Genomic DNA, 21,359 nt, shown 5'->3' on the forward strand with positions numbered 1-21,359 from the left:
TTGAATAATCAAATCCGATCTGTGATGTTCTATTTATCTTGTTTATTCATTGTGCAACAGTCCAATCTTTCTTCACCGAAAGTGTTTTTGTTTTCGTTGCCCAATTTTTTTAGAAATTCTTCAAAATTTTTCTTTATTTTACTAAAAATTTTCATTTAATCACTACCTTTTTAGTTTCAATGTCAACTGTTTACATCTTTATTATACACCTATTGAGTTTCATTTTCAAATTCCACAAAAAATTTGACGTGATTAGAAGTTTAAATTATAATATTAGTAGTTACAGTTCATATGTTTTGAATTTGAACTTCTAATTTTATTTATGGAGGAAATCAATGAGCTTTGGTGCTAAATTAAAACAACTTAGAGAAGACAGAGGTCTTACTCAGACAGAACTTGCGGACAAGCTTGGTGTTACTTTGAAGACTATAAGTAACTACGAAACTAAAGGCACTCGTCCACGCACTCAAGATATGTACAAAAAAATTGCGGAATTTTTCAATGTTGACATCAATTTTTTGTTGACTGTAGAAGATAATTTCGTGCTGGATTCTGCTAAAAAATTCGGATATTCTGGTAAAAAAGATGCGGAGAATTTGGTGGATAATTTGTCAGGGCTTTTTGCTGGAGGTTCTCTTCCTGAAGAAGACAAGGACAAACTTTTCAATGCGATTGCTGAGGCGTATTACGAAGCCAAATTAGAGAATAAAAAATACGGAAAAAACAAGAATAAAAGGTAGTCTTATGTACAATAGATGGATATATGATAAGGTAAATAGTTTGGTTGAAAAATACCACACCAGAAATCCCGAGGAGCTTTTGGATTTGTTGGGAATTAAGCTTCATTATATCGATAGTCCGTCCAAACTTTTGGGAGTGTATCAGGTAATTCTTAGAAATAGGGTTATTTTGATTGCGAACAACATTGGAAGTTTGAAAAAAATCGTACTAGCTCACGAGATTGGCCACGACCAACTCCACAGGAAATACTGCATTGATGGCCACGCTTTTCACGAGAACAAGGTGTTCAATCCTACTGATGTTTTTGAAAATGAAGCAAATATTTTCGCGGCGCATCTTTTGATTTCTGATGAAGATTTGATTAAAACTATGCGCGAGTACACTGACGACAAGACTATGGCGTACAAATTAGGTGTGGATATTAATTTGTTGAATTTGAAAATATCTGAGATGGTGAAGCTGAACAAGTTTCCCACAGATATTTGCTATATTGAAAATCCAAAATCGACTTTTTTGGAAGATTACAGTCCGTTGGATGACGAGTAAGGAGGTTGTTATGGGACTTATAGATTACTCTTTGGAGCCAAAATCTGATATTGCTTTTGTGGATATCAAAAGTTTTTATGCAAGCGTTGAATGCGTCAAGAGAAATCTGAATCCCTTGACAACTTCTCTTTGCGTCATGAGTAATTCCGACAATGCAAGTGGGCTAATTCTTGCAAGCTCTCCTACTTTCAAGAAAGTTTTTGGAAAGAAGAATGTCGGTAGGGCTTTTGATTTGCCTTTTCACGTCCACGATAAGAAGTTTAACTTCCAATCAGCTCTCAGACAGAATTTACCAATAACTGATTCATATATCAGTTACATCGAAACGTGGGCAAAAAATACCGTCATCGTTCCTCCAAGAATGGCTTTATACATTGAGGAGAATTTGAAAATCCAGAAGATTTTCATGAATTACGCATCGAAAGACGAGATTCTTCCCTACTCTATCGACGAGGGGTTTATCGATTTGACAACTAGCTTGAACTATTTTATCCCCGATAAAACAATATCTCGCAAGGACAAGTTGGATTTGATATCTTCTAGGATTCAAAACGAAATCAGAAACAAAACTGGTTTGTATTCTACTGTTGGAATGAGTAATTCCAATCCTCTGTTAGCTAAGCTTGCACTGGACAACGAAGCGAAGAAAACTGTGAATATGAGGGCAAATTGGTCTTACGAAGATGTAGAAGAAAAAGTGTGGAGTATTCCTGATTTAACAGATTTTTGGGGAATCGGTGAAAGAATGAAGCGAAGGCTGAATAAATTGTGTATTTTTTCGGTGAGAGATCTCGCAAATTCCAATCCAGATATTTTGAAACGAGAATTCGGAATTATGGGCGTGCAGTTGTGGTTTCACGCGAACGGCGTAGATGAATCCAAAGTCACACAACCTTACAAAGGAAAATCCAAGGGACTGGGCAATTCACAAGTTCTTCCCAAAGATTACTCCAAGAAAAGTGAAATCGAAATAGTTCTCAAAGAAATCGCAGAACAAGTTGCTATAAGAATTCGACGAATTAGAAAGAAAGCGACTGTGGTATCAATTTATGTTGGATATTCCTACAAGGAAAACAAAAAATCCATCCACGCACAAAAAACCATCTCCCCTTCCCAATCAACAGCAGAGCTAACAGCTCATGTTATGGATTTGTTTCACAAGAAATATCAGGGAGGATCTGTGAGAAGACTTGGCGTAAGTTATGAAAATTTGGTGGACGAAGCGTGCATATCATTTTCACTTTTCGAAGACATTGAGAAAATAGAAAAACAGAAAAATTTGGAATCTGCAATCGATGAAATCAGAGACAAATACGGATTCACTTCCATTCAAAAAGCGACATCTCTTATGGAAGGATCACGTGTTATCGAACGAAGCAAACTAATTGGAGGCCACTGCGGCGGAATGGACGGCACTTATGATTATTAGAAATTATCTTCCCTACAAATCAGCTAGGGAATATTGCGACAGAAAAATGGCGAAATGGATGGGATTTTTCCTGTCAGAACACACAACAGCACTACATTCGATGACTGAAAATGTCAGCGTTCAATCGTTGGGTGCGAGTAGTTTGCTTTTACTTATAAGCCAAGCTTTTCTGAATGATTTCACAGTCGAAATCTTCACCCACAACAACAAATCATACGTAGGGACAATCTACGATTTTTTCGAAGACAAGATATATTTTGAAAGCGACGGTCAAATGATAGAGATAAAATTCGACAATATTTTGAACATTAATTTGATGGAGTAATTATGAATACATTACACAAAAATACTTTTCAATTCGATTATTTTTCGGACAATTTCATAGCTTTTGAAAAAGATTTTTACAAATACGCAAACATCAACGTGCCACTTACATTCTTGACAGACGACATTTTAGAACACATGGTGTCTACAAAAAATGATTATTTCAGGATAAACGCGAAAAACTGCAAGGATAATCGCGACCACTATTTTATCTTCAGGAAAAATTTCGCAAAAGAAAACAAATCCATAATTCTTTTTGAATACATCTGCCACAAAGCGCAATCGGAACTTAAAGATTTATAAGATAATTGTTAAATTTGAATGTAATATTTTATTGTTTTATAAATTTTTCAAAAAAAGCTTGACAATATTTTTTTACGAATGTATAATGATTAAAAATCAAACCTACAGAAAAGAAGAGTAGTCATAAATAGATTTTACAGAGAAGCTCTATTTGGTGAGAGGAGCAAATTGATGTTATGGTGAACATGGTCTTTGAGGGGACAGTTCGATATTAGGACTGTACGGCGACTTCCGTTATCATGAGTTAGAGCTTGATGGAGCTTGAAGTGGTGTATTTTTACATACACAAAAAAGGTGGTACCGCGGATATTTCGCCCTTTCTATTAGAAATAATAGAAAGGGCTTTTTTTATTATAAAAATTAGGAGGAGATTATGATTGAGATAACTTTTAGAGGAAGAGGTGGACAAGGAGCATTCACTGCATCTAAAATAATTGGAAATGCATGTGTAAAACAAGACAACTTGTACTCGTTGGCTTTCCCAACGTTTGGTCCTGAAAGAAGAGGCGCTCCAGTGAGTGCTTTTACAAAAATAGATACGAAAAAAATCGAAGACAGAACGCAAGTACAAAACCCAGATTATTTGGTTATACTCGATGAATCGCTGTTTGATATCGACGAATTAAAAAATCTTACAGATTGCACTGTATTCATCAATTCTTCCAAAAAATTTGAAGAAAAAAATGTGATTTCTGTCGATGCGACCAAAATCGCACTGGATATTTTACATAAGCCGATTACAAATACTGCAATGATTGGGGCGTTGTTTTCTAAATTCAATGTAATCGACAAAAAGAGCATTGTAGAAAGTTTCAAAGATAATTTGTCGCCATCAGTTGTGGACAAAAATGTAGAATTATTCGAAGAAGTTTTGAAAGAGGTGAATGAAAATGAAAAGACCAGAGCTTAAACAGTTCAATGGATTTGAAAAAATAGAAGATTATCCTTTGGGAACATATTACGAAGCGGGTTTTCTTACAGTTACCAACGATTCGTACCGAAGTTTTGATTATTTCGTTGACAAGGACAAATGCAAAAACTGCTTGGAATGTTACTTGTATTGTCCGGATGGAACGATTGAAAAACAAGACTCATACGTTAGTATAAATCAAGATTTTTGCAAAGGTTGTGGAATTTGCCAGAAGATTTGCAGTTTCGATGCGATAGAAAGGAAAATAAAATGAGAAGATTTTTATCGGGAAATGAAGCTGTAGCAGAAGGCGTTAGATTATCGAAACCAAACGTAATCTCAGCGTACCCTATCACTCCACAAACTACAGTGGTTGAAAAATTATCGGAAATAGTAGAACAGAAACAGCTTGATTCTAGATTTGTGCACGTGGAAAGTGAACACTCTGCTCTATCTTGTGCAATTGGTGCAAGTGCAATCGGTGCGAGGACTTTCACAGCGACAAGCTCACAAGGACTGTTGTACATGGCGGAATGTCTTCCCTACGCTGCTGGCGGCAAATTCCCAATCGTTATGGTAAATGCGAATCGTTCAACTGCACTTCCTTGGAATATTTTTGGAGACCAACGTGATTCATTGTCGCAACTTGATAGTGGTTGGATTCAAGTGTACGTGGAAGATGCACAAGAAGCTTTGGATACAGTGATTGAAGCTTATTACATAGCTGAGCACAAGAAAGTCTCCACTCCAGTGATGATTAACTTGGACGGATTCGACCTCACACACACTTACGAACCTGTTGATGTTCCTGAAGCTAATGATGTGGATGAATTCTTACCGAAATTTGAAACAGAAAACAAATTCGACGTCAATCATCCAAGAAATTTGGGGTTTTCAGTGGGACCAAGTGATAATTTGGAATGGAAAATCAGAGAAAACAAAGCAGTTATGGATTCGTTGGAAATAATCGAAGAATCCAGAGCGAAATTCAAAAAGATTTTCAACAGAGACCACGGTGGTGTGATTGATTCCTATAAAGTTGAAGATGCAGATTACGTTTTGATTTCTATCGGATCAATCTCGGGATTAATCAGAAGTGTAGTCGACGAACTCAGAGAACAAGGAGAAAAAGTCGGATACTTGAAACTAAGATATATCAGACCTTTTCCAACAGAAAAATTGAGAAATGAACTTCAAAACGCGAAAAGAATTGGAGTTTTGGAAAAAGATATTTCATTCGGACATTTCGGTACAGTCTACACTAATGTAAAATCAGTCACAGACATCGATTCACAAAACTTCGTGGGAGGACTTGGAGGACGAAATATCACACGAGATAACATCAAAGAGATTTTCCAAAAATTTAAACAAAATGGCGAAGAACTTAATTTTATAGGAGCGAAGTGCTATGAGTAACATAAACAAACGAACAATTACACAAGATGAATATTTTTACGGACACAAGGCATGTTCCGGTTGTGGCGCAGCCCTTGCAGTTAGAATCGCTTTGAAAGTTCTCGGAGAAAGAGCAATTTCAGTTCTTCCAGCAGGTTGCATGTCGGCAGTTGGATTTAATTTCCCGCAATTAGCTTTCAAGAACAACTCGATTATTTCGACGTTCGCTGGAACAGGCTCCATGCTTTCTGGAATTTACGAAGGGGCGAAGGCTTTGGGAATTGAAGATTTGCAAATTGTTGGATTTGCAGGAGATGGTGCTACAGCAGACATTGGATTTCAGACATTATCCGCTGCAATCGACCGCGGTGACGATGTAATCTACATTTGCTACGACAACGAAGCCTACATGAACACAGGAATTCAAAAATCGTCCTTGACACCATTTGGCTCATCGACAACTACCACACCTGCAGGGAAAAACATCCACGGAAATACTCGCAACAAGAAAAATATTTTCGATATAATCGCAGCTCATGACATATCTTATGCGGCTACTGCATCAGTCGGCTACATTCAAGATTACATCGACAAAGTTGAGAAAGCATCCAAAATCCGTGGAACCAAATACATTCACGTCCTCTCCCCTTGTCCAGTCGGTTGGGGCACAAATACAGACGATACGATTGATTTGGCAAAAGAAATCGTGGACAATTGCATGTTCCCATTAGAAGAATACGAAAATGGAAAATATTCAATCAAAGAAATCAAAAATAGAAAAACAGTTCACGATTATATAAGAAAACAGCGAAGATACAAACATTTGACAGATGAAGAAATAGATTTGATAGAAGAAAACACAATCAAAAATTACGAAAACAAACTTAGGAGGAGCTATCATGATTAGAAACAACATCAAAGAAATTACAAAAGAAAAATTAGAAAGTTTAAGAACATCAAAATACTGGGAAGAAGAATTAGAAACACTAAGCCGTGAAGAAATCGAAAAACTACAATTACATGAATTGAAAAACATATTAATCCACGCTTACGAAAATTCAGAATACTACAGAAAAAGCTTCGACGAAAATTTGTTAGACCCATACGAATTTTCATCACTTGAAGAACTCGCAAACTATCCATTTATCAACAAAAAAACAGAACGTGACACACAACACAAAGGAAGTTTTCTTGGACAAATGGCATGTACAAGTGAAGACGAAGTAGTGTTCATCTCCGCATCTTCTGGATCAACAGGAGTTCCTACGATTTCTCCATTCACACAACAAGACCTAGACGAATTCCAAAACGTAGAATCCAGATTTTTCTACCAAATCGGAATGAGAAAGCAAGACCGATACGTTCACGCACTCAACTTCTCATTATTTGTCGGAGGTCCTGATGTAATCGGAGCACAAAATGTCGGCGCACTTTGTATTTGGGCAGGAACTATTCCATCTGAAAAATTATTGAACATAATTGTAAATTACAAACCAACTATAATCTGGACGACTCCATCTTATGCGTGGTATTTGGGTGAAACTGCAAAGAAACACGGCTACGATCCAAAAGAATTATCGTTGAAGAAAATAATCGTTGCAGGAGAACCTGGTGGATCCATCAATGCAACAAGAGAAAAAATCGAAGAATTGTGGGACGCTGATTTGTATGATTTCTACGGATTAAGCGATATCTTCGGAGCGTGTGCTGCAATGTGTGAACAAAAAGATGGACTTCACATCGCTGAGGATCAAATCTTAGTTGAAGTAATCGATCCTGAAACTGGAAAAGTTCTACCAGAAGGTGAAGTTGGAGAATTGGTCTTCACATCTTTGAGAAAACAAGCAAGACCAATGATTAGATTTAGAACTGGAGACATCGGCTATGTAAACAAACAAAGATGCAAATGCGGCAGAACATCTACAAGGATTTACATACAAGGAAGATTAGACGACATGTTCATAGTATCTGGAGTGAACGTATTTCCTTCAGATGTGGAACACGCAATCAGACAAGTCGAAGGAATCACTGGAGAATACAGAATCAGAATCTTCGACAAAAACCTCAGCACAGCTTATTCTGTTGAAGTTGAGAAAAACGACGACATCACAGATGTAGAAGCTTTGAGAGAAAATATATGGAAAGAATTGAAAGTTAGACTTGGTGTGAAACCTCACGAAATCATCATCCACGAAGACGGATATCTTCCAAGACAAACTCACAAAGCAAACAGAGTTATAGACGAAAGACAATAAAATGAAAAACTTATCAAATAGAGCGACAAGTTTCACCGAATCTGTCATCAGAAAAATGACACTTGTCGCCAACAAATACAATTCAATCAATTTGGCGCAAGGATTCCCAGAATTTGATCCGCCAATTGAAATATTAAACAGATTACAAGAAATTTCTCTGATAGGCCCTCATCAATATTCCATAACTTGTGGGGCGAAAAATTTGAGAGAAGCCATCGCAAAAAAACACGAAAAACTCACAGGAAGCACCACAAATCCTGATGAAAACGTCGTTGTAACATGCGGTGGTACAGAGGCAATGATGGCGAGCATGATGGCAATCACCAATCCCGGCGACAAAGTTATCATATTCTCTCCATTTTATGAAAACTACAAAGCCGACGCGATTTTGTCGGGGGCAAGTCCAATATTCGTAAAATTAAACCCTCCAAATTTTAATTTTGACATAAACGAATTGAAAAATGCATTCAAACAAAATCCGAAAGCCATCATCCTCTGCAATCCCTCTAACCCATCTGGAAAAGTATTCACCAGAGAAGAATTACAAATAATAGCAGATTTTGCAGAAAAATACGACACATACGTAGTGACAGATGAAGTGTACGAACACATAGTCTACAAACCATACGTGCACACATATTTTGCGTCATTACCGAAAATGAAAGACAGAACCATCACCACGACATCTCTGTCAAAAACATACTCAATTACAGGTTGGAGACTTGGCTACACAATCGCAAACAAAGAAATCACACAAGCAATCAAATCAGTGCACGATTTTCTTACAGTCGGAGCAGCAGCCCCATTACAAGAAGCAGCGATAGTTGGACTTAATTTTGGTGACGAATACTACGAAAAGCTGCAAGAAAAATACACTCACAAAAGAGATATTTTTCTTAACGGATTAAAAGAAATCGGACTAGACTTCTACTCTCCACAAGGAACCTACTTCGTGATGGTCGACATATCCAAGTTCAAACGCAAATCAGACTATGATTTCTGCGTAGAATTGTCTCAAAAAATCGGCGTAACACCAGTACCTGGTTCATCGTTTTTCAAAGACGATAACAACGATTATGTTAGATTCCATTTCGCCAAAAACGATGACACATTGATTGAGGCCATCAATCGACTTCGAAAAATCAACGATTTGTTGGTTGACTAAAATAAATCTACCTAATTTCAAATAAATACTCCTAAGCAATGACCGCGACATTAGTTGCGGTTTTGCTATGTCGTGAAATAAAAAGTAGTTTCAAGACAAAGGAAAGTAGAAAACCAGTTTGCACGAATATCTAGACTACGAAAATTTGTGATTTCTAAATCTCAAAATCCTAAAATTTGAAGCACGCTTCGCTTACGCGGTCAAATTTTAGACGGATTTTTTCGATTTGAAATCAGCTAAATTTTCTCCGTATGATATTCTTAGCAAATCTGGTAATCTACTTTTATTTCAATGCATAAAAAAATATTTCACTGAAAAGAATAATCACAGGACGTAGACACATGACAGGGACAATAAAACACGAAAACTCGTAAACCGCTCATCTGTCTACAAAAATTGATAAATTCTAAGCTTGTGAATCTAAAATCGCAAACTCGCTGACGCTCAGACAGTGCGATTTTTTAACGATTCACTTCGCTTGAATTTAAAACAATTTTTTCCGAATGATTCGCTTGTTTACGATGTTTTTGGTTTATTTAAATGCATTCTTAGCAAAGCTGGTAATCTACTTTTGTTTCACAGAATACAAAACCGCTGTACATCTACACGTGACAGATATGGTAAACACAAAAACCCTTATGCACACGACAACAAAATCGTCGATTTCTATGCATAAGGGTTTGTTTATCACAGTTTTTCTCTGTGATTTACTATGTCAAAAACTAAAGTCTTTCTAGAAGTGATTTCACAAATTCGTAAGTTCTTTGTGTAGATTCAATTGAAAGTCTTTCCTTAGGACTGTGAACGTCTTTCATAGTAGGTCCAATGGATATCATTTCCATGTCTGGGAAAGTATCTATGAATACTGCTGGTTCCAATGCTGCATGAACCACTTCGACTTTCATTTCTTTTCCGAACAAGTCTTTGTATGTTTCTAGTGCTAAGTTTCTAAGCTCAGAGTCTTTTGCGAATGCCCATGGTTTGTAATAATCTTCCTTCTTAACTTCAAATCCATATTTTTCGTAAACTTTTGACACATCTTCAGTGTGTGCATCGAAAGTTTCTGGGTTTGAACTTCTAAGAGAAATAGTTACTTTCAACACATCATCTTTGATTTCAAATATTGCCAAGTTGTTGGAACATTCAACGATATCTGGGTATTCCTTCATCATGCTGTACACTCCGTGAGGGACCTCTCCGATGAAAGATAAGATATCTTCCTTATCTTTTTCATCCAATACTTTGTCTGCGTTTTCGCATTTTTCAATCTTAACTCTCATATCTTTATCCAATGGATATTTTGCAATTAAATCAGAAAAATCAACATCGTAATCGTCTTCGTTAGAACTGAACACAACCTTCGCATCTCTTGGAATAGCGTTGTGTTTTGTTCCACCTTCTATACTAACAAGTGCTACAGGTGATTTTTCTTCGATTAACTTCAAAGCTTCACGTACAAATTTGATGGAGTTACCTCTTTGTTGGTGAATTTCCATTCCTGAGTGACCACCGAGCATATTATTGATGTTCATAACAAATGTGTTTTTCATTTTATTGTCCACGTAATTTAGTTTTTTCGTACCAATTATATTGTGTCCACCAGAACAACCAGACAACAAAATTCCTTCTACTTCAGCGTCAATATTCAAAAGTTTTCTACCTTTGATATTTTCTCTCTTCAAAGCTCTCGCACCGACCATTGTAGTTTCTTCATTAGTTGTAACCAACAATTCAAGCGCTGGATGCTTAGCTTCCTTGTCTTCCATAATCGCAAGACCAATCGCACTTGCAATACCATCATCTGCCCCCAAAGTAGTGCCTTCTGTTTTAACCCAATCGCCATCTACAACTAGTGGAATAGGATCTGTCAAAAAGTCGTGGTCAACTCCGTCAGCTTTTTCTGCGACCATATCCATGTGACCTTGAATTACAACTGAAGGATGATCCACATAATCTGGATGAGCTGGCTTTCTGATTATAATGTTGTTGCTTTCGTCTTGAATAGTTTCAAGTCCCAAATCTTTTCCAGTCTTGTATAAGAAATCACTCACTGCTTGTTCATTTCCAGATTCTCTAGGAATTTTAGTCAATTCTTCAAAATAATGAAACACTCTTTCTGGTTTTAAATTTTCTAACATATTTTCTCCTTTTCTGTTCAAATTACTCTTCAAACAAACACATTCTTTGAGATTAACCCAAAGAATGTGTTCAAATTTCTAAATTAATGTAACAATATTCCCGAAAGAATACCGTAGTAGTTACCAATTACATAACCTAACGTACCTACCAGAAGTGCAGGAACGATAAGTTCTGTCCAACCTTTTGATACAGCCATTGCTGCTGCAGTAGTTGGTCCACCGACATTCGCATTTGATGCGATAATGATTTCTTCGATATTGAATTTGAAAAGTTTTCCAAATATCAATGAAACTATTAAGTTGATTAATACAACGATTAATGCGAATACTAATAACAATGGAGATTCTCTCAATATCAATCCTATTGATGCTGGAGCACCAATAACTGCGAAGAACAAATAAATTAAGAAAGTACCAATTTCTTGGCTACCTCTGATTGATGAAATTTGTTTAGGGAATACTGATGCAAGTATCATAGTAAATGTAGTCATTAACAAGTATTTATTTCCCAATAATCCACCTAAAATTGCACTTCCAGCTCCTTCGCCTGAGAATAAGTTTCCGAAAACAGTGGCTAATTTGTCAGAAATGGCTACGATAACAAATGATAATGCAACTGTGAAAGCAATGTCTTTAAGAGAAATTTCTTTTGCTCCCCAATATTTTGCAGCCATAGTTTTATTAGCTTCCTTGTCAGATTCTGATTGTTCTTCCAAAGCGTTAACAAGTGGCATCTTGTAATGTTTTTTGATAACAGCCATTGTTGGAAGTGCCATCAATGTGAAGAAATATAAAGCCATAAGTAAGTTATCTGCAACTAATGCAGCTGATACAGTTGCTCCAGGAACCTTGTATTGTTGACTCATTGCAACGAAGTTTACTGAACCACCAGTATAAGTACCCACAAACATTGGAACGATATCGTTCAAAGCAGGAATTGCATTCTTCAAAGCAAAGTATGCAACAAATCCACCTAGAACAGTTCCAATACCACTGAATAAATAAATAATTAAAACTCTTCCTGAATCTCTACCAATTTTTTTGATATCAGCGTTAAATAACAACATTGGTACAGCCAAAGGAACTACATAATCCCATACAGCTTCGTAAACAGGCGCTTCTGTAGGAATAATTTTAAGGTTTGACAAAATTAAAGTAAAAGTCAAAGCCAAAATACATCCTGTAACCTTACTTGCCCAAGTATATTTTTGTTCCAAATATATTGCAAGAGCAGCACATGATGCCAACACAGCCCAAAGTATCCACGTACTTTCGGCACTAATAAATGATCCCATAAGAATCCTCCTTCAAAATATTTTATTTAATTAAATTATAATACCAATAAATAAATTATGCAAGTGTTTTCTTAAAATTTATAAATAAAATCACAAGTAATTTACTTGCTTTTAAACTGGTATTCTCATTGTAATTTAGCGTTAAAATCAAATCATTTTTGTGTTAAATATGAAAATGTTTTTGTTCGCACAAATAAAAAAAGGCATTAGATTTACTAACGCCTTCAAAATTATTTTTGAATCATTGTGTTAAGTACAATAATATCCGTTTCTTTCATACCTTCCTTAGCAACGTAACCAATGCTTCTGATAGTTTCTTCGATATTGTCTTTTAACAAACCATCTCCAGGTTCGAAGTTTCTGTTATTTTTCGCCAAATAATATCCTGAAATTCCTGCATCTACAGCTGTTGCGATTTTTGCAGCACAGGATGGTTTCGCACCGTCACAAATCATACCCGATGCAATCATCAACGCATTTCCTATTGTTTTTTCAATCAAATCCAAATCCTTTGTTTCCATGTAGCAAATTCCAGCTCCTGCTGCAACTCCTGCGGATGTAACTCCACAAAATGCTGAAAGTCTACCTATAAATCTCTTGATGTGAAGTGCTGTCAAGTTCGTAATCAAAAGTCCACGATACAATGTTTCTCTGTCGTAATTTTTTTCATTTGCAAATACAACAAGTGGCATCGTGCAAGTTATGCCTTGGTTTCCACTTCCCGCGTTTATTACAACTGGTAGTGAACAGCCACTCATACGTGCATCTGATCCTGCTGCAGCTCTTGCCTTAGCTTTCGTTCTGATAGATTCATCTTCGTCTATCAAAATCTTGCCCATTGCAACTCCCCATTTTCCAGTCAATCCTTCATCGGAAATTTCAGAATTTAAAGTAATTTGTTTTTCCAACAAATCCTTTACCTCATCTAAGTTAACATTGTTTGCGTATTCAAAAATATCTTTCACTGAAAGTTCGTCGTAATTTTCGTATTCTGGTGTGTGAGTGTAGCAATTATCAATATGTATTATTTCGTCGTTTTTAGTAACCTTCACGATATTTGTGTGTTTGTTTTTGATTTCAACATCCACAGTATTTTCATTGTCGTCCTCTGCTACGATTTCTATATCTAGGTTTTCAACGCCTTCTTTTAAGCTAACAGTGATGATGTCTTTTTCCAACAAATCCTTCGCAGCCTTGATGTCATCTTCTGTAACCTTTGACAAAACCTCAAGTCCAAGACAAGAATCGCCAGCAACAGTACCAATAGCAGTCGCAGCTTCCACGCCCTTCATACCATTAGTGTTAGGAACAGTAACTCCCTTAACATTTTTGATGATGTTTCCTGAACACATAACCTCAATTTTACATGGAATACTTCCCAAAACTTCCCTAGCCTTAGCCGCTGCCAACGCAATAGAAATCGGTTCAGTACATCCCAACGCCATAATTAATTCAGATTTTAATAATTCAGTGTAATTCTTCATTTGTACTCCTCAATAAAAAATAATTTTATAACAATTTCTTCCATACATTAACCATTATAACACCAGAAATACATTATTGTAAATGATTTCAAACTCTTACAAATACTCCAAAATAACCTTCCATTCTTTTTCCAAATCATCCAACCTGTATCTAGCATTTGCAGGTGATGTCGAAGGAAGCTTCGTAGCTTCCACCCCTAAATTCTTTTTGTGATATCTCTCAAAACACTTAAAAGAAGCCGTACCATTGCAAAAAACATGATTAATATCTGCACAATCCACAATCTCTTTCAAATTAGAAGGCACCACATTTTTGATACTAGAATCTGATGAACCAATAATATCGCACTGATAAATCGAATCGTACACAGCAATATTATGCTCCAACAAAAACCTCTTCCTCTCCTCAATACTCACATCCAAATCCACATCGAAAAGCCTTTCCATCAACTTCCAAAACCTGTTTTGTGGATGACCGTAGAAAAACCCGTACTCCCTAGTCTTCACCGACGGAAAAGAACCCAAAATCAAAATCTTGGAATTCTCATCGTAAAGAGGTTTTAACGGATGGACAATAGTCTCATAATTTCCCTTCATAAAATCCCCCTATCTCTCTTGATTATATCACAACAACACAAAGCACCTCCGTTCCCGTTGGTGTGAAACCCTTGTTGTGGTTTTGGGCTCGGAGTTTTATAGTTTCGTATTCCTGTGAAACAAAAGTAGATTATCAGTTTTGCTAAGAATATCATACGGAGAAAATAAGTATAAATTCATGCGATTTTAGATTCACAAGCTTAGAATTTATTTATTTTCGTAGTCTAGATATTCGTTCGTATCGGTGTCTATTTTCGTATTTTTTGAAACTACCGTCAGCAATTCTCTTGCTATGAAACTATTCCTCATTTCCCCGCATCAAAAAAGAGGTGCCTTCGCACCCCTCGTTATCTACTCAAAATCATATCGAATTTTTGTTTCAACTCTTGTGTTGATGCTGCGACATCTCCCGTTGAGAAAATCGCCGATGTCAGTGACACAGAGTCCACATCGCAGTCGAAAATCATTTTAATATTGTTTTTGTTAATTCCACCAATCGCTGTGATTGGAATGTGGATTTTTTCAGAAATCTCCTTCAACGTGTCGATGGAAACTCTCACGAAATCATCGCCAGTGAACGTAGGGAAAATAGCCCCCACACCGATGTAATCTGCGCCAGCTTCTTGTGCCTCCAACGCTTGTTCCAACGTGTGACAACTAATTCCGATAATCTTGTCGTTGCCAAGAATCTCCCTCGCGTATTTAATCGGCATATCCTTTTGACCCAAATGCACCCCGTCAATGTCGCAAGCCTTCGCAATATCAACCCTGTCGTTCACAATCAAAAGTTTGCCCATACTTTGAGTAATCTCTTTTATCTTAAAAGCTTCACGCATGATACTTCTAGTATCCATGTTTTTTTCTCTAAGTCTAACAGAATCTGCACCATTTTTCAGTGCAATCTCAATAGTTTCCGACAAATCCCTTCCTTTGAGAGTTTGTTTGTTCGTAACCAAGTTCAACCCTAAGTTAAATTTCTTATTCATTTTCCAACTCTCCTTTAAAAAACTTGTAGAAATGATTTGTAGGTCCATTTCCCTTGCCAATGTGCAAATCATGTTTGATAGCATTGGTTATATAATCCTTGCTGAGTTTCACAGCATCATCAATAGATTTTCCAAGCGCCAAATTACTAGCGATAGCACTTGAAAGCGTGCAGCCCGTTCCATGAGTGTTCTTCGTGTCAATCTTTTCAGTCACAAATTCGTGGAAATCCTCGCCATCATACAAAATATCGATAGCATCTCCCACATGATGACCGCCCTTTACAAGAACATATTTTGCTCCCATATCGTGAATAATCACAGCTGCCTTTTTCATATCGTCTACATCTTCGATTTTGATACCCGTAATTCTTTCAGCCTCTGGAATATTCGGAGTTATGCAAGTGCACAAAGGAATCAAATCCTCAATCAACAAATTAATCGCATCTTCTTGCATCAAACAAGCGCCGTGCTTAGCGTACATCACAGGATCCAACACCACATTTTCTGGTTTGTACTCCAATAATTTGTCCCTAACACAACTCATAATCCTCTTGTTCGATAACATCCCGATCTTCACAGCGTCAGTTCCCATATCATTATAAATACAATCAATCTGATCCCTTATAATCGTATCGGGCAAATCCTCAATCGACACCACCTCAAAAGTATTCTCTGCGACCACCGAAACAATAACGCTCATCGCATACACCCCGTGTGCCGACATAGTCTTGATATCCGCTTGAATTCCTGCTCCGCCTGAACAATCAGAACCTGCAATCGTAAGAACTTTTTTCATAACTCCTCCTAATAATTTGCTGTAAATTAAATTATATACCTATAATCATTTTACTTCAACTAATCTCTGTTGTAGAGTTTTGTAATCGCAGATATTTTATCGGAAAGCTCATCAGTAAGCCATTCTTTTTTAAGTCTCCACTTCCAATTCCCCAAAGTATTCGGAGTGTTCGTCCTATAATTATCATCAAGCCCCAAAAAATCCTGCATCTGACACATACACAAACAAGAATTAGTCATGTACGCTGCTTTTATCATCGACAATTCCACATCTCTTGAGTTCACATAATTCTCGATGTAATCAAGTTCATCAGAACCTCTGCTATTTACAAATCCCCTAAGCGTTTGATTGTCGTGAGTTCCAGTGTAATACACTGTGGTTTCGCCCACATTGTGCGGCAAATAGTCCGATTCCTCATTCACATCAAACGCAAACTGCATCACCTTCATACCCTTGAAGGAAAATCTATCGCGCAGATTTATAACATCATCAGTAATCAAACCCAAATCCTCAGCAACAATCCTGTCAATCAAGTTTTCTTTTTTCAAAATCTCAAAAAACTCCTTGCCCTTTGCCTTAATCCAGTGTCCGTTTTCAGCAGTGTTTTCCGATGTATCAATCGCCCAAAAAGCTTCAAATCCTCTAAAATGATCCAGACGAAGCACATCGTACATTTTCAAATTATGCTTCAACCTTTTCAACCACCAATCAAATCCAGTTTTCTCACAACAATCCCAATCATACACAGGATTTCCCCAATATTGCCCAGTTTCAGAAAATCTGTCCGGAGGAACTCCTGCAACAAGCTTTGGTGACAAATCCTCGTTCACCACAAACATTTCTGGATTTTGCCACATATCGCTGCTTTCCTTCGATACATAAATCGGCAAATCGCCAAATATTTTTATCCCCAAATCATTCGCGTAATTTTTCAATTCGAAATACTGCTTGTAAAACAAAGCCTGAACGAACGCATTGTATTCAATCTCAGAAGCCAACAATTTTTCGTAATAATCGACGCTTTTCTTCTTGCAGTATTTTATATCATCTGGAAATTCCAACCAAGATTTGCCACTAAAATACTTTTTCAATGCCTCAAACAAACAAAATCCACGAACAAGTTCACGCTCACTAAAATTTTCTGTGTCTATTATCTTCAAAACCTTGTTGTTTTCAAAAGCTTTTCGTAAAATCTCATCCTTTGCTTTTGCCACATAATCGTAATCCACAAAATCGTCTTCGAATTTGTATCCACGAACATCACTCTCCAACAGCAAACCATCGTCAATTAACTTGTCAACGTCGATGTACATGTAATTTCCAGCAAAAGTTGACGGCGACAAATACGGACTGTTGCCATCAGAACTTATCGGAACAAGCGGCAATATTTGCCAATAAGTCTGCTTCGATTTCTTCAAAAACCTCACAAACTCGTATGCACTCTCCCCGAAACTTCCTATTCCATATTTAGAACTCAAACTGAACACAGGACACAAAATCCCCGCTTTTCTCTTATCACTCATATTAGCCCTTCTTATTTTGTTCACGATACATTCTCGTGTAAATCTTGCCATTCGCCAACAATTCTTCGTGCGTTCCTTTTTCCACAATAACACCCTTGTCCAACACGTAAATGCAATCCACGTTTTTAATCGTAGACAATCTGTGCGCAATTATAAATGTAGTCCTGTTTTGTTTCAATTTGTCGATTGCGTATTGAATCACAGATTCCGTTTGCGTGTCGATGTTTGCCGTCGCCTCGTCCAAAATCAAAATCTTCGGATTGGTGATGTAACTTCTCGCAAATGCAATAAGTTGTTTTTCACCAGCGGAGAAACTTGCCCCATTGTCCTTGACTTCCTCATCAAGACCATTTCTGAAATCTATCAACCTGTCAGCACCGATATCCCTCAATGCCTTCTCGACTTCCTCATCTGTAAAATCCTTGTCGAGCCTGATGTTACTCCTAACATCTCCCATAAAAAGCACAGGATCTTGTGGCACCAAGGAAATATTCTTTCTGATAGAATCCACGCTGTAGTCGTTGAAGTTCTTGCCATCGATTTTAATTGTACCTTTTTGTGGCTTGTAAAATCCTAAAAGCAAATTGATTATCGTAGTCTTGCCACTTCCAGTAAATCCTACAAATGCAACACTTTCTCCGCTTTTTATATCAAGCGACAAATCTTTAAGCACAGGTTCGTTTTCAATATACGAGAAATCAACATTTTCAAACTTAACATCACCCTTGATGTCGCCGATTTCTCGTTCTGGAAACTGTTCAACCTCAGTGTCCAACAATTCAAACACATGCTCTGCTGCACTGAACGATTGCTCCAACGAGCCCATTCTTTCCACGCAGTTACTGATGTACAAGAAAGTTCTCGAAGTGTATTCCATCGTCAAATACATGCTCCCCAATTTTACATCAGTATTTCCAGTCAAAACATTGTACGCGTAAATTCCAAGTATCGTAATCGTCGCAAAGTTTCTGAGAAGCTGCGACACATTGTAGCTCATCGTACCGTAAGCCCTCGTCACCATATACCCGTAATCGTAGACATTTTTCGCAGAAGTTTCGTAATCCTTACTGAAATCATCTTCCAAATTATACGCCTTGATTATCTCGATGTTATTGATAGTCTCGTTGATTTTCGCATTCTCTTCGCTGATGTATTTTCTCATGTTTGTAAATGCAAAGCGTGATTTTTGCAAAAATTTCTTAAAAATATAAAACATAATTGGGAAAAATAGGCACACAATAATCCCGATTTTCGTGTCAGTTATAAGCACCATAGCAATCATAAAAATACTCACGATTACGCTTACCATAAGCTGTGCCAACACCATTTGGTAGAAACTCTTCACAGTTTTCGTGTCGTTTGTAATTCTGCTGACTACTTTTCCAGCTGGTAAATTATCGTAAAAAGATATCGGCATTTTTTGAATGTGATCGTACACATCCATCTGCATCCTGCGTGCGATTTTGTTCGCAGTTTTCTCCAAATACACCGTAGAATTGTACTTCCACAACGAATCCACGAAGAAAACCGCCGCATACAAGCACAACACAAGCGCTAATTTTCTAATATTGTATACAAGTTTTTCTCCTGTAAGTAAATTGTTGATGATATACGCCAATATAATCGGCCCGATAATCTCGAACACAGTCATCAACACCGTAAACACCATCCCTATCGTCAAGTTTTTCTTCTCGTTTAGGGAGTATTTTATAATTCTATTCGTCACACTCTTTCTCATAAGCACTCTCCACTGTCTGTCTCAAATATTGCTCCTTGTACCAACCATCTTGTTTCATCAAAGAGTCGTGAGTCCCTCTTTCAACTATTCTGCCGTTTTCAAGAACGATAATCTCATCTGCATCCTTCACCTGGCTAATCCTGTGAGTTGCGATGATATTCGTCTTGCCGGAGCGAATCATTCTGAAATTATCCAAAATGTTCTTCTCCGTTGTTCCATCCACAGCACTCATGCAGTCGTCCATAATCAAAATATCCGGATTCTTTATCAAAGCCCTCGACAACGCAATCCTTTGTTTTTGACCGCCCGACAAACTAATCCCCTTTTCTCCACACAACGTATCCGCTCCATTCACAAGCTTATCCAAATCCTTCTCAAAATCGCTCATTCGTATAGCTTCCATCAATTCTTCATCCGTTGCATCCTTGTTTGTAAGCTTGATATTTTCACCAATAGTCTTCGAAAAAATCATGTGGTTTTGTGGAACATATCCCATTCTTTCTCTGACTGATTCGATAGTATAATCGGTCAAGTTTTTGTCATTCAGAAGTATTTCTCCATCTTCTACATCGTAAAATCTAAGAAATTGCTTCAACAAAGTAGTCTTGCCACTTCCAGTTTTCCCCAAAACGCCCAAAGTTTTTCCAGGTGTAATTAAGAAATTGATATCACTGAGAACATTCTCCTTCGAACTCGGATACTTGAATGACAAATTCCTAAACTCAATCGTAGGATTTTTCTTCAAATCAACAGCATCAGGTTTATTCACAATGTCTTCCTTGTAATCCCACACCTCTTGAATTCTGTCCATACTCGCATCGGCTTGCTTCTTCACGCTAATGAAATCGCCCATGCCAATCATCGGCCAAATCAACAAATTCAAATAAAACATAAAACTCATAAGTCTTCCCACAGTAATGCTGCCAGTTCGTATCAAATAAGTACCGTAAGAAATCGCAAGAACATAAGTCATAACCTCAATCGGCTTTTGGATTGGGCCATACCATGCGATTAATTTTGCAGTCGCCATGTTTTTTTCGTACAAATCATCTGCCCTGTCTTGGAACTTCTTTCTTTGAAAATCCTTCAAATTATTTGCACGAACCACACGCACACCACTTACAGTTTCCAAAGTCTGATCGTTCATCTTGTCAAACGATTTTTGCGACTCTTCAAAAGTCGTATTCAATTTATTGCCGATTTTGTTACTAACAACAACCAAAATTGGAAGTGGAAGAACGCTCAACAAAGTCAACCTAAAATCCGTCGTCACAATCATAACGATAACTATCAAAATAGGATAAAAAGTCGAATCAAACAAACTCATCAGACCATATCCCGCAAAATCTCCCAATGCGTACGGATCATTTGTAGCCTTCCCCATCAAAGACCCCGTGGAATTCTTCTCGAAAAACTCCGGCGATTGCTTCAAATACTTGTCGTACAATCTTGTAGTCACCAAATACCTAATCGTGTCATCGCCCCTGAACACATTCAAATTCCACACAACGCTAACCACATAACACAACACACTTGCAACCAGACAAATCCCCAAATTAATCTTCAAGTTTTCAGCTGTCACATTCTTATTGAAAATATTGTCCGCCACATTACCAATCATGTACGGCAAAATCAACTTGAAAGCATAATCAAAAATAAGTGCGATAATTGCGATTATGTAGCTTTTCTTATAATAATTTATAAACCACTTATACCTTCCTAACATATTTACTC

Annotated in this window: 21 protein-coding genes and 1 other annotated feature; of the genes, 11 read left to right on the forward strand and 10 right to left on the reverse strand. The window is 37.2% G+C overall.

Annotated elements, in window-relative coordinates; translation table 11 throughout:
• Positions 1-29: 29 nt before the first annotated feature.
• Positions 30-155, reverse strand: coding sequence for an LDCC motif putative metal-binding protein (locus ACLUJM_RS09130; RefSeq protein ID WP_002834945.1), 126 nt, complete (start codon positions 153-155; stop codon positions 30-32).
• Positions 156-335: 180 nt separating this feature from the next.
• On the opposite strand from ACLUJM_RS09130, the gene ACLUJM_RS09135 reads away from it, so the two are divergent.
• The 11 genes from ACLUJM_RS09135 to ACLUJM_RS09185 all read left to right on the forward strand — a co-directional run bounded on the left by ACLUJM_RS09135 (position 336) and on the right by ACLUJM_RS09185 (position 9,068).
• On the forward strand, positions 336-740 hold the full coding sequence (locus tag ACLUJM_RS09135; RefSeq protein ID WP_002834946.1) for a helix-turn-helix domain-containing protein: 405 nt from the start codon (positions 336-338) through the stop codon (positions 738-740).
• Positions 741-744: 4 nt separating this feature from the next.
• Entirely contained in the window at positions 745-1,287 is a 543-nt protein-coding gene (locus tag ACLUJM_RS09140) for an ImmA/IrrE family metallo-endopeptidase (protein WP_278726541.1), read from the forward strand.
• Between the two features lie 10 nt (positions 1,288-1,297).
• Positions 1,298-2,716, forward strand: coding sequence for a Y-family DNA polymerase (locus ACLUJM_RS09145; protein WP_412412696.1), 1,419 nt, complete (start codon positions 1,298-1,300; stop codon positions 2,714-2,716).
• Positions 2,706-3,041, forward strand: coding sequence for a hypothetical protein (locus ACLUJM_RS09150; protein WP_110058382.1), 336 nt, complete (start codon positions 2,706-2,708; stop codon positions 3,039-3,041). The genes ACLUJM_RS09145 and ACLUJM_RS09150 overlap by 11 nt, the downstream gene beginning before the upstream one ends.
• 2 nt (positions 3,042-3,043) lie before the next feature.
• The gene (locus tag ACLUJM_RS09155) at positions 3,044-3,343 is read left to right on the forward strand and encodes a DUF5960 family protein (RefSeq protein WP_225560308.1); all 300 of its coding nucleotides are present in this window, start codon (positions 3,044-3,046) and stop codon (positions 3,341-3,343) included.
• A 96-nt stretch (positions 3,344-3,439) separates the two neighbouring features.
• Positions 3,440-3,665 (forward strand) — a binding site (T-box leader).
• A 51-nt stretch (positions 3,666-3,716) separates the two neighbouring features.
• Positions 3,717-4,253: a 2-oxoacid:acceptor oxidoreductase family protein gene (locus ACLUJM_RS09160; protein ID WP_412412697.1), complete on the forward strand. Its 537-nt coding sequence runs from the start codon at positions 3,717-3,719 to the stop codon at positions 4,251-4,253.
• Entirely contained in the window at positions 4,234-4,527 is a 294-nt protein-coding gene (locus ACLUJM_RS09165; protein WP_412412698.1) for a 4Fe-4S binding protein, read from the forward strand. Before ACLUJM_RS09160 ends, ACLUJM_RS09165 begins: the two co-directional genes overlap by 20 nt.
• The gene (gene porA, locus ACLUJM_RS09170) at positions 4,524-5,669 is read left to right on the forward strand and encodes a pyruvate ferredoxin oxidoreductase (RefSeq protein WP_412412699.1); all 1,146 of its coding nucleotides are present in this window, start codon (positions 4,524-4,526) and stop codon (positions 5,667-5,669) included. The genes ACLUJM_RS09165 and porA overlap by 4 nt, the downstream gene beginning before the upstream one ends.
• A complete protein-coding gene (locus tag ACLUJM_RS09175; protein ID WP_412412700.1) occupies positions 5,662-6,555 on the forward strand; it encodes a thiamine pyrophosphate-dependent enzyme in 894 nt (297 codons plus the stop codon). Before porA ends, ACLUJM_RS09175 begins: the two co-directional genes overlap by 8 nt.
• Complete coding sequence (locus ACLUJM_RS09180; protein ID WP_412412701.1) at positions 6,548-7,903, forward strand: phenylacetate--CoA ligase family protein; 1,356 nt, start codon at positions 6,548-6,550, stop codon at positions 7,901-7,903. Before ACLUJM_RS09175 ends, ACLUJM_RS09180 begins: the two co-directional genes overlap by 8 nt.
• A gap of 1 nt (position 7,904) precedes the next feature.
• Positions 7,905-9,068, forward strand: a complete 1,164-nt coding sequence (locus ACLUJM_RS09185; RefSeq protein ID WP_412412702.1) for a pyridoxal phosphate-dependent aminotransferase — start codon at positions 7,905-7,907, stop codon at positions 9,066-9,068.
• 722 nt (positions 9,069-9,790) lie between these two features.
• Here ACLUJM_RS09185 and pepD read toward each other — a convergent pair.
• The 9 genes from pepD to ACLUJM_RS09230 form a co-directional block, all read right to left on the reverse strand.
• Entirely contained in the window at positions 9,791-11,206 is a 1,416-nt protein-coding gene (pepD, locus tag ACLUJM_RS09190; protein ID WP_412412703.1) for a beta-Ala-His dipeptidase, read from the reverse strand.
• Positions 11,207-11,289: 83 nt separating this feature from the next.
• On the reverse strand, positions 11,290-12,501 hold the full coding sequence (locus ACLUJM_RS09195) for a DUF819 domain-containing protein (protein ID WP_412412704.1): 1,212 nt from the start codon (positions 12,499-12,501) through the stop codon (positions 11,290-11,292).
• A gap of 230 nt (positions 12,502-12,731) precedes the next feature.
• Positions 12,732-13,985, reverse strand: coding sequence for a serine dehydratase subunit alpha family protein (locus ACLUJM_RS09200; RefSeq protein WP_412412705.1), 1,254 nt, complete (start codon positions 13,983-13,985; stop codon positions 12,732-12,734).
• Between the two features lie 96 nt (positions 13,986-14,081).
• The gene (locus tag ACLUJM_RS09205; protein WP_412412706.1) at positions 14,082-14,582 is read right to left on the reverse strand and encodes a DNA-deoxyinosine glycosylase; all 501 of its coding nucleotides are present in this window, start codon (positions 14,580-14,582) and stop codon (positions 14,082-14,084) included.
• A 347-nt stretch (positions 14,583-14,929) separates the two neighbouring features.
• A complete protein-coding gene (thiE, locus tag ACLUJM_RS09210) occupies positions 14,930-15,568 on the reverse strand; it encodes a thiamine phosphate synthase (protein WP_412412707.1) in 639 nt (212 codons plus the stop codon).
• Positions 15,561-16,364 (reverse strand): bifunctional hydroxymethylpyrimidine kinase/phosphomethylpyrimidine kinase, encoded by an 804-nt coding sequence (gene thiD, locus ACLUJM_RS09215; protein WP_412412708.1) that lies wholly within the window; start codon positions 16,362-16,364, stop codon positions 15,561-15,563. The genes thiE and thiD overlap by 8 nt, the downstream gene beginning before the upstream one ends.
• A 59-nt stretch (positions 16,365-16,423) precedes the next feature.
• Positions 16,424-17,887 (reverse strand): 4-alpha-glucanotransferase, encoded by a 1,464-nt coding sequence (malQ, locus tag ACLUJM_RS09220; protein ID WP_412412709.1) that lies wholly within the window; start codon positions 17,885-17,887, stop codon positions 16,424-16,426.
• 1 nt (position 17,888) lies between these two features.
• Positions 17,889-19,625 (reverse strand): ABC transporter ATP-binding protein, encoded by a 1,737-nt coding sequence (locus tag ACLUJM_RS09225; protein ID WP_316535875.1) that lies wholly within the window; start codon positions 19,623-19,625, stop codon positions 17,889-17,891.
• On the reverse strand, positions 19,603-21,351 hold the full coding sequence (locus ACLUJM_RS09230) for an ABC transporter ATP-binding protein (RefSeq protein WP_412412710.1): 1,749 nt from the start codon (positions 21,349-21,351) through the stop codon (positions 19,603-19,605). The genes ACLUJM_RS09225 and ACLUJM_RS09230 overlap by 23 nt, the downstream gene beginning before the upstream one ends.
• Positions 21,352-21,359 lie beyond the last annotated feature (8 nt).

Origin of the sequence: Finegoldia sp. (genome assembly GCF_046991905.1) — a bacterium.
Lineage (GTDB): Bacteria > Bacillota > Clostridia > Tissierellales > Peptoniphilaceae > Finegoldia.

Bases quoted from the DNA above. Each gene is read 5' to 3' on its own strand.
- ACLUJM_RS09130 (WP_002834945.1), bottom strand. From the start codon at position 155: ATGAAAATTTTTAGTAAAATAAAGAAAAATTTTGAAGAATTTCTAAAA.
- ACLUJM_RS09135 (WP_002834946.1), top strand. From the start codon at position 336: ATGAGCTTTGGTGCTAAATTAAAACAACTTAGAGAAGACAGAGGTCTT.
- ACLUJM_RS09140 (WP_278726541.1), top strand. From the start codon at position 745: ATGTACAATAGATGGATATATGATAAGGTAAATAGTTTGGTTGAAAAA.
- ACLUJM_RS09145 (WP_412412696.1), top strand. From the start codon at position 1,298: ATGGGACTTATAGATTACTCTTTGGAGCCAAAATCTGATATTGCTTTT.
- ACLUJM_RS09150 (WP_110058382.1), top strand. From the start codon at position 2,706: ATGATTATTAGAAATTATCTTCCCTACAAATCAGCTAGGGAATATTGC.
- ACLUJM_RS09155 (WP_225560308.1), top strand. From the start codon at position 3,044: ATGAATACATTACACAAAAATACTTTTCAATTCGATTATTTTTCGGAC.
- ACLUJM_RS09160 (WP_412412697.1), top strand. From the start codon at position 3,717: ATGATTGAGATAACTTTTAGAGGAAGAGGTGGACAAGGAGCATTCACT.
- ACLUJM_RS09165 (WP_412412698.1), top strand. From the start codon at position 4,234: ATGAAAAGACCAGAGCTTAAACAGTTCAATGGATTTGAAAAAATAGAA.
- porA (WP_412412699.1), top strand. From the start codon at position 4,524: ATGAGAAGATTTTTATCGGGAAATGAAGCTGTAGCAGAAGGCGTTAGA.
- ACLUJM_RS09175 (WP_412412700.1), top strand. From the start codon at position 5,662: ATGAGTAACATAAACAAACGAACAATTACACAAGATGAATATTTTTAC.
- ACLUJM_RS09180 (WP_412412701.1), top strand. From the start codon at position 6,548: ATGATTAGAAACAACATCAAAGAAATTACAAAAGAAAAATTAGAAAGT.
- ACLUJM_RS09185 (WP_412412702.1), top strand. From the start codon at position 7,905: ATGAAAAACTTATCAAATAGAGCGACAAGTTTCACCGAATCTGTCATC.
- pepD (WP_412412703.1), bottom strand. From the start codon at position 11,206: ATGTTAGAAAATTTAAAACCAGAAAGAGTGTTTCATTATTTTGAAGAA.
- ACLUJM_RS09195 (WP_412412704.1), bottom strand. From the start codon at position 12,501: ATGGGATCATTTATTAGTGCCGAAAGTACGTGGATACTTTGGGCTGTG.
- ACLUJM_RS09200 (WP_412412705.1), bottom strand. From the start codon at position 13,985: ATGAAGAATTACACTGAATTATTAAAATCTGAATTAATTATGGCGTTG.
- ACLUJM_RS09205 (WP_412412706.1), bottom strand. From the start codon at position 14,582: ATGAAGGGAAATTATGAGACTATTGTCCATCCGTTAAAACCTCTTTAC.
- thiE (WP_412412707.1), bottom strand. From the start codon at position 15,568: ATGAATAAGAAATTTAACTTAGGGTTGAACTTGGTTACGAACAAACAA.
- thiD (WP_412412708.1), bottom strand. From the start codon at position 16,364: ATGAAAAAAGTTCTTACGATTGCAGGTTCTGATTGTTCAGGCGGAGCA.
- malQ (WP_412412709.1), bottom strand. From the start codon at position 17,887: ATGAGTGATAAGAGAAAAGCGGGGATTTTGTGTCCTGTGTTCAGTTTG.
- ACLUJM_RS09225 (WP_316535875.1), bottom strand. From the start codon at position 19,625: ATGAGAAAGAGTGTGACGAATAGAATTATAAAATACTCCCTAAACGAG.
- ACLUJM_RS09230 (WP_412412710.1), bottom strand. From the start codon at position 21,351: ATGTTAGGAAGGTATAAGTGGTTTATAAATTATTATAAGAAAAGCTAC.